This is a genomic window from Staphylococcus simulans (assembly GCF_003043455.1).
In the GTDB taxonomy this organism is placed as follows: Bacteria; Bacillota; Bacilli; order Staphylococcales; family Staphylococcaceae; genus Staphylococcus; species Staphylococcus simulans_A.
The window spans coordinates 1-17,064 of the sequence record NZ_PZGG01000052.1 but is presented as its reverse complement, the minus strand read 5'-3'; the positions used below and the strand labels follow the sequence as shown (position 1 = coordinate 17,064).

General features: G+C 34.8%; 16 protein-coding genes. 7 read left to right on the top strand and 9 right to left on the bottom strand.

Going from position 1 to position 17,064, the window contains the following annotated elements; genetic code table 11:
* Positions 1–162: 162 nt before the first annotated feature.
* Positions 163–2,295 (bottom strand): DNA topoisomerase III, encoded by a 2,133-nt coding sequence (locus tag BU038_RS09440; RefSeq protein ID WP_107605820.1) that lies wholly within the window; start codon positions 2,293–2,295, stop codon positions 163–165.
* Positions 2,296–2,438: 143 nt separating this feature from the next.
* Between BU038_RS09440 and BU038_RS09435 the strand changes: the two genes are divergently transcribed.
* Positions 2,439–3,302 (top strand): GNAT family N-acetyltransferase, encoded by an 864-nt coding sequence (locus BU038_RS09435; RefSeq protein WP_107605819.1) that lies wholly within the window; start codon positions 2,439–2,441, stop codon positions 3,300–3,302.
* A gap of 121 nt (positions 3,303–3,423) precedes the next feature.
* Entirely contained in the window at positions 3,424–4,278 is an 855-nt protein-coding gene (locus BU038_RS09430; protein ID WP_107605818.1) for a GRP family sugar transporter, read from the top strand.
* Positions 4,279–4,348: 70 nt separating this feature from the next.
* Here the strand turns inward: BU038_RS09430 and BU038_RS09425 are convergent, their stop codons facing one another.
* A complete protein-coding gene (locus BU038_RS09425) occupies positions 4,349–5,260 on the bottom strand; it encodes an AEC family transporter (RefSeq protein ID WP_107605817.1) in 912 nt (303 codons plus the stop codon).
* Between the two features lie 129 nt (positions 5,261–5,389).
* Here BU038_RS09425 and BU038_RS12495 point away from each other — a divergent pair, with 129 nt between their 5' ends.
* Together BU038_RS12495 and mspA are read left to right on the top strand one after the other, a co-directional pair.
* On the top strand, positions 5,390–5,557 hold the full coding sequence (locus tag BU038_RS12495) for an SE1832 family protein (protein WP_002479580.1): 168 nt from the start codon (positions 5,390–5,392) through the stop codon (positions 5,555–5,557).
* A 71-nt stretch (positions 5,558–5,628) separates the two neighbouring features.
* Positions 5,629–5,946, top strand: a complete 318-nt coding sequence (gene mspA / locus BU038_RS09420) for a membrane stabilizing protein MspA (RefSeq protein WP_107605816.1) — start codon at positions 5,629–5,631, stop codon at positions 5,944–5,946.
* 77 nt (positions 5,947–6,023) lie between these two features.
* On the opposite strand, the gene BU038_RS09415 is transcribed toward mspA, so the two are convergent.
* Positions 6,024–9,161 carry an efflux RND transporter permease subunit gene (locus BU038_RS09415; RefSeq protein ID WP_107605815.1) on the bottom strand — a complete coding sequence of 1,046 codons (3,138 nt, stop codon included), beginning with the start codon at positions 9,159–9,161 and terminating at the stop codon, positions 6,024–6,026.
* A gap of 165 nt (positions 9,162–9,326) precedes the next feature.
* The gene (locus BU038_RS09410; protein ID WP_107605814.1) at positions 9,327–10,580 is read right to left on the bottom strand and encodes a lipid II:glycine glycyltransferase FemX; all 1,254 of its coding nucleotides are present in this window, start codon (positions 10,578–10,580) and stop codon (positions 9,327–9,329) included.
* Between the two features lie 120 nt (positions 10,581–10,700).
* Between BU038_RS09410 and BU038_RS09405 the strand changes: the two genes are divergently transcribed.
* Entirely contained in the window at positions 10,701–10,952 is a 252-nt protein-coding gene (locus tag BU038_RS09405; RefSeq protein ID WP_107605813.1) for a hypothetical protein, read from the top strand.
* Positions 10,953–10,955: 3 nt separating this feature from the next.
* Here the strand turns inward: BU038_RS09405 and BU038_RS09400 are convergent, their stop codons facing one another.
* Positions 10,956–11,711 (bottom strand): VOC family protein, encoded by a 756-nt coding sequence (locus BU038_RS09400; RefSeq protein ID WP_107605812.1) that lies wholly within the window; start codon positions 11,709–11,711, stop codon positions 10,956–10,958.
* Between the two features lie 259 nt (positions 11,712–11,970).
* Between BU038_RS09400 and BU038_RS09395 the strand changes: the two genes are divergently transcribed.
* On the top strand, positions 11,971–12,387 hold the full coding sequence (locus BU038_RS09395; RefSeq protein WP_107605811.1) for a MarR family winged helix-turn-helix transcriptional regulator: 417 nt from the start codon (positions 11,971–11,973) through the stop codon (positions 12,385–12,387).
* Between the two features lie 58 nt (positions 12,388–12,445).
* Positions 12,446–13,594, top strand: coding sequence for an MFS transporter (locus BU038_RS09390; RefSeq protein ID WP_107605821.1), 1,149 nt, complete (start codon positions 12,446–12,448; stop codon positions 13,592–13,594).
* 35 nt (positions 13,595–13,629) lie between these two features.
* On the opposite strand, the gene BU038_RS09385 is transcribed toward BU038_RS09390, so the two are convergent.
* The 4 genes from BU038_RS09385 to BU038_RS09370 are packed head-to-tail and all read right to left on the bottom strand — an operon-like array spanning position 13,630 to position 16,917.
* Positions 13,630–14,235, bottom strand: coding sequence for a response regulator transcription factor (locus BU038_RS09385; RefSeq protein ID WP_107605810.1), 606 nt, complete (start codon positions 14,233–14,235; stop codon positions 13,630–13,632).
* A complete protein-coding gene (locus BU038_RS09380; RefSeq protein WP_107605809.1) occupies positions 14,232–15,332 on the bottom strand; it encodes a sensor histidine kinase in 1,101 nt (366 codons plus the stop codon). Before BU038_RS09380 ends, BU038_RS09385 begins: the two co-directional genes overlap by 4 nt.
* Entirely contained in the window at positions 15,332–16,063 is a 732-nt protein-coding gene (locus BU038_RS09375; protein ID WP_107605808.1) for an ABC transporter permease, read from the bottom strand. The genes BU038_RS09380 and BU038_RS09375 overlap by 1 nt, the downstream gene beginning before the upstream one ends.
* The gene (locus BU038_RS09370; protein WP_158262797.1) at positions 16,063–16,917 is read right to left on the bottom strand and encodes an ABC transporter ATP-binding protein; all 855 of its coding nucleotides are present in this window, start codon (positions 16,915–16,917) and stop codon (positions 16,063–16,065) included. The genes BU038_RS09375 and BU038_RS09370 overlap by 1 nt, the downstream gene beginning before the upstream one ends.
* Positions 16,918–17,064 lie beyond the last annotated feature (147 nt).

Below are 17,064 nucleotides of genomic sequence, written 5' to 3'. Positions count from 1 at the left end.
CCTTAATATTCTAATCCCTATTCAAAGAAAATACAATGAAGATTTAAGAAAAAAACAAACAATTTTAATAGAAATTTGAAAAACACACTCATTTTCGAACGATTTCAACACTATATTTTTAAATATTGTTCGTTAAAATACGTTAATGAGTGTGTCTTCTAATTAAAGTTTCAAATTCTTCAAAGCATCTTGGAACGGATTGTTGTTTATTTCTTCTTTACCCATATATTTCTTCATCTCACGTTTAGATACTTTGCCTTTTCCTTTATTCCTATGTCTTTGATCCATTTGCTCTTGTGTTTCAGAATGACCGCAAACACAACGATATGTTGCCTTTTTTCCCCTACCAAATAATGTCATCTTCTTATGACAGTTTGGACAGCGCGCATTCGTTTTACGTTGTACATTTTTCTTCGTCTTACATGCTGGATCTTGACAGACAAGCATTTGTCCATTTTTCGTTTTGACTTTAATCATGAACTTACCACATGTCGGACATTCTGTAGTCGTAAGATTATCATGTTTATATTTTTGTTCGCTGTTTTTGATTTCGTTTACGATAGTTTCAGTGAAATGTTTCATTTCTTTAATAAATTGACGAGCATCATATTTGCCTTGTTCAATTTGTGTTAATTTCTCTTCCCACTCTGCCGTAAGCAAAGGTGAAGTAAGTGACTGCGGTGCAAGCTCTAAAATTTGGCGCCCTTTAGATGTAACCTTAATATGACCGTCTCTAGCTTCAATTGCGTTCATATTAAATAACTTTTCAATTATATCTGCACGTGTCGCAACTGTACCGATACCACCTGTTTGTTTTAATGTTTGTGAGTGTTTCTTATTTTTGAGTTCAAAGAACTTTTGAGGACTTTCCATTGCTTTTAACAATGTCCCCTCATTAAAGTAAGGTGGTGGCGTCGTTTCATGTTCTTGAATATGGAAACGTTGTACTTTATAAGCAGCACCTTGTTTAAATTGAGCGGATTTAGTTTGTGCTGTAGATTCATTGCACAACTGTTTGAAACCAAGTTGTATTGTTGCTTTATCTTGTAATTCAAAAGTGTGGTTACCGATTTCTAAGATTACTTTGACCGCTTCATACTCATATGGCGGCAACAAGTTTTCTATAAATCGTTCTGCAATCATCAAATATATCTTTTGTTCACGTTGACTTAAGTCATTCATATTAGGACGAATCTCTGTAGGAATAATCGCATGATGATCCGATACTTTTTGATTGTTAACGATACCCATTTTGGCACTGAATTGTTTGTTGACTAATGGGCGCACCGCTTCCTTATACTCAGTCGCAAGCAAAGCTTGTAATCGTTCTTTAAACGTTTCTACCATGTCATCCGTTAAATAGTTTGAGTCTGTTCTAGGATACGTCACTAACTTATGACGTTCATATAAATTTTGAAGTGTATTCAACGTTTCTTTCGCGCCCATACGATAACGTTGATAAGCTTCTTGTTGTAGATCTGTTAAACTAAATAGCTTTGCAGGATATTGTTTCTTTCGTTTAGAAGTCACAGATTCAACTGTGGCAGATTGATGTTCTAGTTGTTGAACCATCTTATCCAAATCTTGTTTGTTATTGATGCGTTGAGTAGTAACTAACTTAAAAGTTTGTCCGTCAACTTGTGCCTCTAACGTATAATACTTAGATGGTTTGAAATGTCTGATTTCATCTTGACGCATTTGCACTAATTGAATAGTCGGTGTCTGAACACGACCTAGTGATAATTGGGCATCATATTTAGTTGTTAACGCACGAGTAGCATTAATACCCACAATCCAGTCAGCTTCACTACGTGCTAATGCTGCACGATATAATGACAAATAAGCTTTCCCATCTTTTAAATGTTTGAAGCCGTTGCGAATGGCTTTTGCTGTAATCGAACTGATCCATAAACGTTTAATCGGTTTCTTGTTATGCACTTTGTCTAGAATTAAACGCGCAACAAGTTCCCCTTCTCTTCCAGCATCTGTCGCAATAATAATCTCTTTAACATTATCTTTTAACATCAATGATTTAACTGTATTAAATTGTTTCTTTGTCTTTGGAATGACAACAGTTTTCATATATTTCGGGATAATCGGCAGTTCTTGCAAATCCCACGTCTTGAACTTCGAATCATATTGTTCAGGAGTTGCATTTGTCACCAAATGACCTAAAGCCCATGTCACGATATATTGATTGTTTTCAAAATAACCGTTATGTTTTTGATGAACATTCAATGCATTTGCTATGTCACGAGCCACAGAGGGTTTCTCTGCTAGAATTAATGATTTCATCTTCATTTTCCTTTCTCAAAATCGTATTTCTATTGTAACATGATTTATTGTGCTTGTTTCTCGTACCTTTGCTTTTAACTCAATAGAAAACAAAGTATAATAAATGAAAAGGTGCTGTTTATCTAACAACCAAGGAGGTTCTTATGAAAGCCATTAAAATTGAAGCTGTTCAAGACATCCAAAGTTTTATTCACCAAGCCGACACATCCTATTGTTCCTATATTTATAAACTTCACGAAAAAAATGTCGCACTGACACAAAGCATTGAAGCTTTAAAACAAGATACAGGTGTATATGCGCTCGTTGATGAAAATGATCAAATCCATATGCTGATGGGTGGTTTCTCTTATGATACTAATCACTTTAAAGTAGTAGGTCCTTTCATCAGTCATCAAGATGTATTAGATGCACATGCTTTTAAATCGTTATTTGAAACTATCATTGCAAACCAACCCGACCATTCACATTTTAACTTTTCTTTTGATATCACAGATGACTATAAAAGTTCACTGATGAAATCCATTGATGCGCACTACACGTTCACTGACTATTATCTTTCAACAGATCATACAATTGAAACAAGCACTGCAGCTGAGCGTCAAATCATTCCTTATCACAAAGCATTTTTCACCCATTTCGATCGCTTACATCAAAAGAACTTCCGTCGCGAAGCCATGTCTGCTGCGGAAATTGTCAATACACTCGATGATAATAACCATTTATTCTTTTTTGTCAGCGAAGGGATTTTAAAAGGTTATCTCTACTTGCAAATTAAACCCGAACGAAACAAAGCAGAAATCAAATACTTTTCTTCGCATACGGATTATCGTTATGAAGGCATTGCATTTAACTTGTTAAGTTACGCGATTAACTTTGCCTTTAATCACGAAGGTATTGAAAAAGTCTATTTCAAAATCCGCAGTAAAAACGATCAACTCGTCGATCGTTTCAGCGAACTCGGTTTCGATATACGTTCAGAACGTAAAAAATTTAAGTATATCAAATAATATAAGCGTTTGTTGTGAAGTTAACCTTCATAGCAAACGTTTTATTTTTCTTTTAATTGTCTTTGTTTTATTCTTATTTTATTAAGGGGTAAGTTTAAACATGGAAAGGAAAAGATAGAAGATGGATTTACTTATCGCATTACTGCCTGCCCTCTTTTGGGGTAGTGTTGTTTTAATTAATGTTCTTGTCGGAGGAGGACCTTACAACCAAATCCGAGGCACGACACTCGGTGCATTGATTGTAGGTATTGTTCTACTTGTGACAGGACATTCCAGTTTCGAACCTAAAGTCATTATTGTCGGTTTAATTTCTGGTGCTTTTTGGGCACTAGGTCAAGGTTACCAATTACGTTCAGTTGATTTAATTGGTGTTTCTAAGACTATGCCGATTTCTACAGGTATGCAACTCGTTGGTACTACTTTATTCAGTGCAATATTCTTAGGGGAATGGAGCACAGGTACACAAGTCGCATTAGGTCTTTTAGCAATGGTGTTATTAGTCGGCGGTATTGCATTGACTTCTCTTAAAGGTAAAAATGAATCAAGCGAAGGTCAATCTAAACTAGGCAAAGCAATTATCATCTTGTTAATTTCGACAGTCGGTTATGTTGTCTATGTCGTAGTTGCACAAATCTTCAGTGTGAATGGCTTAGACGCATTATTCTTCCAATCAATTGGTATGGCGATTGGTGGTTTTTTATTATCAGCAAAACATCAAACTTCTACACGCTATACATTGCGTAACCTGTTGCCAGGTGTGATTTGGGCTATTGGTAACTTGTTCTTATTCTACTCACAACCTAAAGTCGGTGTCGCAACAAGTTTCTCATTCTCACAATTACTTGTGATTGTTTCGACACTTGGCGGTATCTTTATACTGAAAGAACGTAAAGATAAACGACAAATGATTGGAATTACTGCAGGGATTGTACTTATTGTCATTGCAGCATTCATGCTTGGCGGATTAAAAGCATAATGACTTTCTAATAAAATAGAAATAAAAGGGATTGTCAGCCACTTAAGCAATGGTTGACAATCCCTTTTTATTATACGAAAAACATTTGGAAATAATAGAGAATGACGATACTGATGACAATCGTCATGTTGGTGGTCATTCCAATCAGCGGTAAGGTGCGGTATTGGAATTGAATAGAATAAGGTATCACCGCAACTCCGATTGGTAAAAGCCAAATGACCATTAATGTTGTTTTTATCATTTGATCGGATACTGGTAAAAAGAAATAAACGAGCAGTCCTGCTATTAATCCGAAACCGTAATGAATTGCTAAATATTTCAAGGCAATCGGTAAATAACGACGTTCTACTCTGAAATTCAGCATCAAGCCTAAAAGAATCATAGACAGTGGCATATTAGCTTGTGCTAACACATCTAAGAAATTGATAATTGCATCTGGCAAATGCAGGTTACTCATGTTTAAACCAAACATCATCAAATAGGTCATTAATGGAATAGAACGTAATAAGTTCAATACAAGGAATTTAAGATTAAAGGTATTATTTCCGCTGCTGCTGAAATAATTACCTATAAAGTATGTGAAACCGAACATGACAATCGCACCGCCGATATCTGCCATGCCGAAATAAATCATGCCAACTTTCGGCCAAATCGCTTGTACAAGCGGATAAGCAAATAAGCCGATATTCAGTGATGCCATCATCATGCCGATAGTGCCTCGCATCTCATTGTCATATTTTAAGAAAAAGCTGATTGCGATGACTTTCGCAATAATACCGTAAATGACCATCATAACTGGTAACACAGATAATGAAATATCCAGTTCAGCTTTATTTAAATTGACGATGACTAATGCAGGTAACGTTACATTCAACACTAATTTAGCCAGTACTTGGTTGTCTTCTTCTTTTAATATATTGACGCGTTTTAGTAAATAACCTAGCGCAATCAATATTACAATGACTGCGAATTTGCCTGTCATAAGTCACCCTTCTTTCTCTTTTGTCATTTAGATACATTATTAAATGTCATTTCTCAGTAATTACATCTCTAATCTTTCCATGATATACTATTATTATTGATATTAAAAATCAATAAGGTGGTGTATCTTTTGGATTTAGAAAGTCAATTAGCAGAATTAAAACAAGATTACGTACGTCTGCAAGACGATTTGGAAAAGCGTGAATCTACGGGTCAAGAAGTCGATCCATTGATCAAACAGCTTGAGCAAATCGAACATGAAATCGCGCACGTCCGTTCACAAATAAAACAACAATAAAACTGACATCATGAATAGAAACACGTCATGATTCAACGTGTTTTGCGATTACCAGAAAGGAAGTACACACGATGCAACTCTATCTATTATTACTACCCGTTTTGTATTTATTTGTAAGTTATATCAGTATTTATAAAATGAATACAATCTACAGCAGTGTTCTACGCATGGTTATGGGTGGATTACTCATTCTTATTGTCGCAATGATTAACTTAACAGTTCCTCCAGTAGCTTGGTGGGAGTTTGCGGTCATTGTGATGCTTGTAGGAAATGTGGAGATTACAGCCTTCAAGTATTCAAAAGGCGATCAAAAAGGTGTTTCCTTATTAAATATGATGACCCTTTTAATTTTCGTTATCAGTACTATTTTAACATTTGTATTATATTAAGAAAGAAAAGCCCCTCAGCTGCGCTATTATGCGAGCTGAGGGGTTTGTTTTCTTTGTATGTCTATTAAGTTTTTAAATCAATGTTCTTTTTTACGTTTTGAACTAAATAGGTTTGTCACTTTATCTTTAAGTGTGAACAGAATTTCATAAATTACAGGTACTACAATCAGTGTCAGTACTGTAGAAGAAACGAGTCCACCTATTACAGTTGCGGCTAATCCTTTGGAAATTAAGATAGAACTATCTTGGCCGAATAACATAGGAACAAGTGCACCAATCGTCGCAAGTGCTGTCATCAAGATAGGACGTATTCTTGTTCCGCCTGCTTCTAACAATGCTTCTTTCATTTCCATGCCCTTGTTTTCATTATTGATAACTCGGTCTATGAGTACAATCGCATTGGTTACTACAATACCTATTAACATTAAGACCCCGATCATACTTGGTACAGAAAGTGTTTCGCCTGTAAATACTAAAGCTAGCACTACACCAATCACAATATATGGAAGTGAGAATAAGATTGTAAATGGTGCTAAACCACCTTTGAATGTCAATACGAGTACAAGATAAACAATCACAACTGCCGCAATCATTGCTAGACTTAATTGCGTCATTGCTTTATTAATGTCATCTGTAGCACCGCCTGAATTAATTTTAACATTCGCTGGTTTATCGACTTTATTTACTTTATCCATCACTTTCGTTGAAATACCGCCGACGTCTTTACCGCTGATTTTACCTGTTACAGTTGTAGTATAGTCGCCGTCTTCTTTAATCAACTTACTTGGTGTTTGTGTTGATTTTAATGTCGCTATATCTTTCAACTGAACCATTTCACCAGTCGGTGTTGGAATTTCTAGATTGTTCAACTTCTCTTTTGTCCAGTTTGTTTGTTTTTCTTTTTCAACTTTCACATCAACTTTATGACCTTTTTCGTTAATCGTTGTCAATGTAGTTTCTGGAATGTTTTGGTTTAAGCCCATCGCTAATTGTCCAGCTGATAAGCCTTTTTCAGTTGCTTTGTTTTTATCAACATCAATCGTGTATTGGTCATAGACTTCAGTTAAATCAGACTTAACATTAACCACACCAGATGTTTGTTTCATTTTATCTTCGATTGCTTTTACTGTGTCTTTGATTTCATGGCCTGACGGACCAGATACTTTGACTTCAATTTCATTATTGCCGCCGCCAGTACCCATGTCTAAGTATTTCCATTCGCCGTCTTGTTTAAAGTTAGCGATATGTTTTAAGACTCTGTCTGGTTCGGTATCAAAGTTTTTCGTATCACTCGCATATTCTATCATCACAGCCATATTATTCGTACTGCCTGTCGGATCAATTGGTGATGCACCACCTAATGAATACTGAACTTTCTTCACTTTATTTTTGCTGTTTAGATATTTTTGAACTTGTTCAGCATTTTTCAGTACTTGTTCTTTAGTTTCCCCAGGCTTAGGTGTGTAAGTTAGTGCCATAAATTTATCTTCGCCTGTTGAAATGAAGCTTGTGCCAATTTTTGCGACACCTAAACCGATACTACCGATTAAAATGACCGTTGTTAAAATTAAGACAATCCATTTATGGTTTAATGACCAATTCAATACTTTTTTGTATCCTCTGCCTACTGCACCTAACGAACGTTGACGTTTTTGTTTAATACCATTCTTAAAGAACGTTGATGCTAATGCCGGCACAATTGTGATAGACACTAGTAATGACGCTAACAAACTAAATGTAATTGCGAGTGCGAATGGTCTGAACATCTCACCGACTGAACCAGCCACAAAGACTAGTGGCAAGAATACAACAATCGTTACAAGCGTAGAAGACATAATCGGTTTGAAGACTTCAGCTGTCGCGCTGATAACCAAGTTGTCTCCGCTTTCTCGTTCTTTCGGATCAGACATCCGTCTGTATATATTTTCAATAACAACAATAGAATCATCAATTACACGTCCGATTGCGACTGTTAATGCACCTAGAGTCAAGATGTTCAATGAGACATCTGACAACTTCAAGGCAATCATCGCAATTAACAACGACATTGGAATTGAAACGACTGAAATAGCCGTTGTTCTGATATTACGTAAGAATAATAAGATGACAATAATCGCAACTATCGTACCAAGAATCGCTTTTTCAAGCATTGTATAGATAGAATCTTGGATTGGTTTTGCGGTGTCCATAATCTTAGTTTGTGTTAAACCTTTGTTGTCTTTCACAAAATCTTTAATTTTCGCATCTGTATCTTTTTTCACTTGAACAGTATTGGCATCTTGCGCTTTGACAATTTGAACATCAATCGCATCTTTACCGTTCGTTCTTGAGATTGACTCACGTTCTTGTCCGATTTTAACATCTGCTATATCTGAAAGTTTAACCATGTCATTACTTTGTGGTCCTTGTGCACTTTGAGACATCATTGAACTTTCATCTGACCCAGATTGGCCTTGTTCACCTTGTGCTGCGCTGACAGGAATCACAAAGTTTTTCAATGCATCTGCTGAAGTGAATTCTCCATTCACTACAATGGATTTCTCTTTTTTACCGAATTGGAATAAACCTAAAGGCGTTTTGCCAGAAGCATTTTTAATATAGTCTTCTACACCTTTTGCACTCATGCCACGTTTTTGTAATTCACTTTGTTTGAATTTAATCGTTGCTTGACGTGCAGTTTGACCGTTCATCTGTACATTTTGAACGCCATCTACAGTTTCTAATTTCGGAATGAGTTGTTTCTCAATCGCCTTAGTCGCTTTCTCTAAATCTCCATTTTTATCTGAAAATGAATAAACAACTACAGGGAATGCATTCATACTATTCCGCATTAATTCGGGTTCCCTTGCATCTTCTGTAAGTTTAAGTTTATCAATTTCTTTCTTTAATGCTTCTTCTGCTTTATCCATGTCTGTGCCATCTTCATAACTGACTTGGACCATAGAAACATTTTCTAATGATTGGCTTTTAACATTTTCGACATGCGCCATGCCTCTGATCTGATTATCTATTTTATCACTGATATCCTCTTGTACTGTTTGTGGTGTCGCACCTGGTAAAACTGTATTGACAGATATCATTGGTTCTTCTACATCAGGTAATAATTCTAAGCGCATTTTCACACTAGAATAGACACCACCTAGGATGACTAATACTACCATTAAAAATACAGCGAATTTATTGCCTAAAGAGAACTTCAGCAAACGATTAATCATGCGCTCTTTCCTCCTCATTTCTCGTTACTTTAAATTTAACACACACCACCTTAAAAGGTCGTTGATTTCACTCAACTTTTTATGTTTTTCCACGAAAAAAGATTGAGACTATTTTTAGTCTCAACCCTTTTATCTACACTTATGAAAATCTGTTGTATAACTGTATTATTTTCTGCCTTTTATTTTGCGAGAAACTTTAATTTTAGCTTTTGTTAATGCTGGTTTTGCTTTTTCAATCATATAATACAACGGTTTATTTAAGACATAATCAAACTCACCGATTTTTTCACTTAAATACGTACCCCATGTTTTCTTAAATGCCCATAAACCATAATGTTCTGAGTCTTTATCTGGGTCGTTATCTGTACCGCCGAAGTCATATGTTGTCGCACCTTTTTCACGTGCATAACGCATCATTTCAAACTGCATATGATGATTCGGTAAGAAATCACGGTAATCATTTGAAGATGCGCCATATAAGTAATATGATTTTTCACCACAGAACATAAGCAGTGCACCTGATAAATAGATACCTTCTGGCTCACGTTGGTACAGTTCTTCCATTTGATCAATTAATTTTTGATTACGTGCGATTTTAGCTTCAGCATCTTTGATTTTATTCAATGTCTTTTTATCTTGTTTCTTTTGTTTCAGACGTTCAATATCTTGTTCAACTTCTGCATTTTCACCTTTCAGCTCTGTTAACACAGGTTTCGGTTCTAGTTTCACTAAGAATAACTCTGCGTCACCATCAGGATGTAATGCGTCATAAATATTTTCAAAGTAGCTGATGTCACGTGTTAAGAAACCATCACGTTCCCCAGTAATACGCATCAAGTCTGCGAAAATTTTAAGTTGATCACGACCGGCACGTTCTGCCTTCGTACCACGTTTTAATGATAAACGCACTTTTGAACGGTTACGGCGTTCAAAGCTTTGAATTAATTCATCATCTGTTTTATCGATTGGTGTAATCATTGTCATACGTGGTTGAATATAATCTTTTGACAAGCCTTCTTTAAAGCCTTTATGTCTAAATCCTAATTGTCTTAAATTGCCTAAAGCGTTCCCTGCTTTATCCACTTCTACATCTGGATCTATTTTAATCGCATAGGCTTTTTCATCTTCAGCAATTTCTTTTGTGTATTGAAGGAGGGCTTCGATGACTGCTTTGTCATCATAATCTGCGACGAACCCTCTAGAAACATAACAAAGTGTATAAGGCAGTTTCGGTATTTTCTTAAATAACAACTGGCCGACACCTTTAACTTCTCCATCTTCACCAACTGCGACACGTCTAGAGTACCAACCAGTCAGCTTTTTCGTTTCTGCCCATTGTGTGAGTTGAAGTAAATCACCATTTGGATGAGATTTAACAAATGCATCATGTTCTTGGTTCGTGATATTCATCTTTTCCATAAAATAAAAATCTCCTTTATTTTCCTTACACTGTCTACTTATTATACAATGAAACTAAGTGACTTTCATGTCGTTTCCTCACGTAACCCTATAAACTATAAAGATTCAGAGGTGAAAACTGTGAGAAATATCTTTTTAATTATCATGATTATTTTAAACATCATTGTGATTAGTATAACATTAGTCAACCATGTTCAAATAGATAATCTCAGCTTGCGTGTATTCTTTACCGCATTCTCTTTAGTGACTGCTGTATATCTTGTCTTACTGCGTAAATCACGCGTAGATATGTGGCTAGCAATTGTCTTATTCTTAATCGCTTTAACTTATGCGATTATGATTGCGAACGCAGTATATCATTATGTCTACTAATTTTTAAGGTTCGAAATGATATGCGCCGCCACGTGTTACTATGTGATAAGGTGTATCAGTCGTCGTATCTTGAATGACTAACGCGTACTTATCTTTACGTCCTGATTGAATGCGATACTCAATCGCTTCGCCAGGTAGTTTTAAAGTCGTGATTGCTTCATCTTCAGATACGACTTCCATACCAAACCAATCTCGCCATTGATTAACAACTAACGCTTGTTGCGTTGTTTGAATTTCAATGGCTTTTATTTTGAATTGAGGTTGGAATTTATTTTCTAAAGCTTCCACACGTTCTTCTTCGGATTTATTCCACTCTATAAAAAATGGCGGTTTCAATTTAGCATCTGGCTGATTCAAATACAGCAAACGCCAAGACGTCTGTTCCCCTTTTTTATTTTCACGGCCCATTTCAATTGGACCTACAACATCTAACCCCTTCGCTTCAAATTCATCTTTTAATTTATCTAACTCGTTTGTACGTAACGCAATGGCTTTAAAGCCTTGTTCGAAATTATCTTGTACAATTTTAGCGACGAAAGATACGCGTCCTTCATTAGATTTAATGACCTTCTTTAATTTTTCTTCATCATTTACACCGATAATTTCAATATATGCCAAATCTGTATAAACTAATTTATTATGCGTACCATAACGATTATGTAGGCCGCCTGGTGATAACTTCATCACTTCTCCTGGATACTCAAACTCATCAATGTGCTTGATATAATGGATGATATGATCAAATTTCAACTGAACCATTTAGACCATCCTCTCTTCATTTTTCTTCATCTTATCAAATTATGAATTGAATTGCCTTTTGAAAGACTAATTTCAAAAAATCTCTTGATTTTTATTAGAGAATTTTCTACAATGGTTTAGTGAATTAGTTAGCTTAGCTAACCTTTTTAACGAAATCAATCAATTACCCTGCAAAAAAATCAAACTGATTTCGTTTATATATGAGGTTGTGACGTTTTACTGAGGTCTCAACCTCTATCTTAATTTAAGGAGCTACAACATGGAAATCAATCAATTATTTAATAGCTTTACTGAATTATATAGACCTTATGTAAAAAGTGTCCAACCTTTACTTGATCAGTATCAGCTGCATACTGCTCAAATTTTAGTTTTAAAAGATATTTACTTACATGAACCGACAACACTTGTAGAAATTTCTAAACGTCGTTGTATTGAAAAACCATCAACACGTAAATTATTAAAAGTGTTACTTGAACATGACCTTTTGACTGTTACACCAGGGGAAGATAAAAGACAAAAATTATTAAGTCTGACAGATAAAGGTAACGAAACGTACCATGAAGTCATGACAAAGATAACAGCCCTTCAACAACAAATTGTTGAAGACGCAGGTCTGTCTCAAGAAGATATCGAACAAACGATTCAAACACTTAAAACAATCAAACAGCAATTTTAAGGAGGGGTTTCGCGTGGAGCATTCTCAGCACGCACCAATATGGACTAAAAGTTTCAATATGAACTTTATCGTCAATTTCTTCGTCTATCTTTGTATGTATCTGTTAATCGTTGTGATTGCAGGTTACAGCAAAAACGAATTTGGCGCTTCAGATAGTTTGTCCGGATTAGTAACCGGATTATTTATTGTCGGTTCTTTAATCGGCCGTTTTATTACAGGGAAATACGTGAATGCGATAGGACCTAAACGTACATTAATTATTGGATTGATTTTCCTTATCATAACGCAAGCACTTTACTTTATTGAAGGTTCATTAGGTTTCTTAATGTTTACCAGATTAATTAATGGTGTTGCGACAGCAGTTGCGACAACTGCTACAGGGACAATTGCGGCATACATTACACCGCCTGAACGTAAAAGTGAAGGTATCAGCATGTTCTCTCTCAGCTTAGTACTTGGAACAGCTGTCGGACCTTTCTTCGGATTATTATTATCAAATCAATACTCAATTGATGTACTCTTTGCTTTATGTTTAGTATTAGGCATAATCGGCTTAGCTTTATCATTCTTTATTCATATCAACTTTGAGACAACTAAAGCAACAGATACTAAAGCTTCAAAAGGTTTCAGTTTAAGCCAATTTATCGCTAAAGATGCGGTACCGATTGCGATTGTTATTTTAGTAACAGGTGTAACTTACTCTTCTATTCTGACATTCTTAAAATTCTTCGCAGAAGAGCGCAATCTAGTCGCAGTTTCAAGTTATTTCTTTATTTTCTATGCCTTAACATCATTAATAACACGTCCAATTACAGGTCGTTTAATGGATAACAAAAATGAAAACGTTGTGGTTTATCCGTCATACTTCTTCTTATTTATCAGCTTTGTGCTTTTATTCTTTGCACATTCAGGCTGGATGTTATTACTTGCAGGTGCAGCTTTAGGTATCGGTTATGGTAACTTATCATCACTTATGCAAGCCATAGCGATTAAAGTGACAACTCCAGAAAAATACGGCTTAGCCACTTCTACTTTCTTTATCGGTATTGATTTCGGTATCGGCTTTGGCCCTTCAGTCTTAGGTGTATTTACTTCATCTATTACTTATGCACAACTATACGGCTTCATGGCTGTATTGACTATCATTACTGCAGGACTCTACTATGTCCTACATGGACGCAAAGTAAAATATTTAGAACGTGCTTAATAAAAAAAGTGCAGATCAAAACGGTCTGCACTTTTTTATATAATCCATCCTTTTTCAACTGCTTTTTTCCAAGCATCAAAACGATTATCCGTCTCCATTTTATCAATAATAACAGAAGTATAATTGCGCACTGTTCCATTTGAAAGAAACAGTCTTTCAGAAATCTCTTTACTCGAATAACCATTACCAATTTCTTTCAGTATTAATTGTTCTGAAGGTGTTAATGGATTCTTTTCTTTAAAATATGTAGTCATCAGCGTTTCACTGTATTCTTTTTGCCCCTTCATAACATTATGCATGGTTTGGATCAGTTCTTCTACTGAACGCTCCTTTAATACATAAGCATCTACATCATTTGCGACTGCTCTTTCAAAATATCCAGGCCTTTTGAATGTCGTTACAATAACAACCTTTGTTTTTAATTTTGCTTCTCTAATTTTATTTAATACTTCTAAACCTGTGAGTTCCGGCATTTCTATATCTAAAATTGCGATGTCCGGCTGAATAGATTCAATAATTTTCCATGCTTCTGCCCCACTTGAAGTATCAGCCATCATATTAATATCGCCATCCATCTCTATAAGTTGAACCATGGCTTTTCTCAGCATTTCTTGGTCTTCAGCTAGAACAGCATTAATCATAATTTGTCACCTCTCGGAATTTGAATGGTTAATGTTACACCTTGTTTAGATTCTATTGTTACTTTACCATCTAATAGTGTTGCACGATCTCTGATACTGTTCAACGTAGTTTCAGGTTCACTCATACCTATACCATTATCACTGAGTACCAATGTAATGATGTGTTGCGCTTCTTTTAATTTACCAGTTACTTTTGTCGCATGCGCATGTTTAATAATATTATTGACCGCTTCTCTCAACAACATCGCTAATATAGACTGTTGTCCTTTATTTAAAGTTCGAGCAGTTGATTGTCCCTCAAAATCAAAAGTGATATCTGCTTGTTTTAATAGTTGATCTACAGACTTCACTTCTTCTTCAAAGTCTTGGAATTTTAAATGTTCTACGATAGATCTGACTTTATTTAATGCCTCTTTAGAAAGTTGATTCACTGCTAGCATTTCTTCTTTAGCTTTTTCTGGATTTTGATCTATCAATTTAGAAGCAAGCTCAGATTTTATACTCAAGCTTGCAAAAACATGCCCTAACGTATCATGCAAATCTTGTCCAATCCTTTGACGTTCCTGCTCAGCAATTAATAAATTGATATGACGATTTTTCTCTTTCATTTGCGCCTTCACTTTTTTATTTTCTATAAATCTAAAGTTGATAAACAACATTATGATTACGACAAGAATGAGTACCATCACTACTGGTAAAGCTTTTGGAACTAAGTACAGTGAAAGACTAGTGGCGATGATTAAAGCAATATAAAAAAGAATACTCTCTAATGACTTTACTGTCGTTTCAAATACAAACGGCAGTACATAAGAGCCAAAAAAGAAGAACATGATAAATGTGCTGCCCATTGCCCAGCAAAAGTAAATAACACCTATTAAATAGATCATCCATACAATCACACGTTTTACTTTAGATCGATAAACGTCAGATAAAATTAGAAAAACATAATTAATGATGAATCCAGCTATCACCAAAACAGCAACCACTCTAGAACCTTTTATATCTTGATAAAATAAAGCGATAATTGGAAACAACAAATAAATGAAACTAGCAGCTCCTACTGGATTTCCTTTTATTTTTCGTAGCAAAAAAGACATTACATCACGTCCGATTTCTTTTGAATAACTAAAGCAATGATTATAAATAGTATACAATACCCAAAAAGAAAACCAAGTGCCGTCATATTAATCGTTTGATGCTGAATAAAATCTAATCCTAACTGTTTTAGTCGATAAGTTGGCATATAGCCAGAAATAGAAGCTAACCATTTTGGAAACAAACTAACAGGAAACCATAAACCACCAACTATCGCTAAAGCAATATACAATAAATTACCTATACTACTCGCTTGTTTCACATCTTTATATTGTGCTAACAACAAACCTATAGATAAAAATAAGCTTGATCCAAGCCATAATAAAACGCCTGAAACTATCCATTCATATAAAGACATGTGTATGTGTCTAATTATTCCTCCAACACTGAACATTAAAATAATCGAAAACAAAAAGAGACTCATGATTTTCAACACTTTTGCCACATAATATTTTATTGGAGTCATAGGTGTCGCAAACAGCTTTTTCTGCCAGCCATTTTGTTTGTCTTGTACCAATTCAACAGGGAAGGTCAACAAACAATAACTGGTTAAACTAAATACCGTCATACTCATCAAACTTTCTTTATATATTTGATTAGCTTCTGATTGCGGTACTTTAGTTAATGAGGTGAAAATCAAGAAAAATACTAAAGGCATCCCTACTGAAAGGATAAGATATATTTTTTGCCGCAAAGTGATTGTCCAATCTAATTTCAAATATTTAAAAATCATTATAGAATCTCCCCTTCACTTTCAAATACATAATCTTCTAATGAACTTTTCTTAATTTCTAACTCATGCAAATCTATATCTATTTCAATCAATTGTTGTAAAATCTTTTGAACCTCATCCGTTTTTATTTGGAGTTCACTTTGATATTTTTGATAAGTTAATTGGGTTTTATTTTGAATTACTGATTCAAATTGTTCAGGTAAATAGATTGTAGATGTTTTATTTAGATGCTTTAATTTTGAAGGTGAACTATCATTGGTTAGCTTACCTTGTTTCAATACAATCACGCGATCAGCAACCTTCTCTACTTCTTCTATATAATGTGTCGTATATAATATCGTAATACCTTGAGCTTTCAATTCATCAATGATGTTCCAAAAATAACGTCTTGTTTTCGCATCCATTGCTGAAGTCGGCTCATCTAAAACTATTAATAAAGGTTGTCCTGTCAACATCAGCATAAAATCTAATAATCGTTGTTGGCCACCGGATAATTTAGTCGCATATTGATTTAATTGTTGATCATTAAACTGAGTCAACGCTTTAAATTTGTTATAATCCTTCTTTTTTTTATAGATTGATGAATAAAACGCATAAAGTTCTTTTACTTTCACCCATTCATTAAACTTTGTCTTTTGAAACAACACACCGATATTATTTTTTAATGATGGTTTCATCTCAACACTACCTTCATCAGGAACTAAATTACCTAAAATCAAATCAATCAACGTAGATTTTCCTGCGCCATTTACACCAATTAATGCGAGACATTCACCCTTATTGATTTCAAAAGAGACATTATCTACCGCTATAGTTTTATGAAATGATTTAGTTATACCGTTAACATTTATCATATAAACCACTCCTTTAGTATCTTGATTTAATGATATGTATTTTCTAATTAGAAACATAGTAACGTTTGTCATAAGTTCTCAATGACATTTGTCATTTTCTTGTTTTATATTTTTAGCACTTGAATCAACTTTTCTTTCAACATATTC